Annotated in this window: 1 rRNA gene; it reads right to left on the minus strand. The window is 54.6% G+C overall.

The window, feature by feature from the left end:
* A 23S ribosomal RNA gene (locus HMPREF2953_RS07770) occupies positions 1 to 238 on the minus strand; the annotation flags it as partial.

The following is a 238-nucleotide window of genomic DNA, read 5'->3' on the forward strand; positions in this document are numbered from 1 at the left end:
CTTTTAGGAGGCGACCGCCCCAGTCAAACTGCCCGCCTGACACTGTCTCCCACCACGATAAGTGGTGCGGGTTAGAAAGCCAACACAGCTAGGGTAGTATCCCACCAACGCCTCCACGTAAGCTAGCGCTCACGTTTCAAAGGCTCCTACCTATCCTGTACAAGCTGTGCCGAATTTCAATATCAGGCTACAGTAAAGCTCCACGGGGTCTTTCCGTCCTGTCGCGGGTAACCTGCAT

The organism is Staphylococcus sp. HMSC072E01 (genome assembly GCF_001814125.1).
Lineage (GTDB): Bacteria > Bacillota > Bacilli > Staphylococcales > Staphylococcaceae > Staphylococcus > Staphylococcus hominis.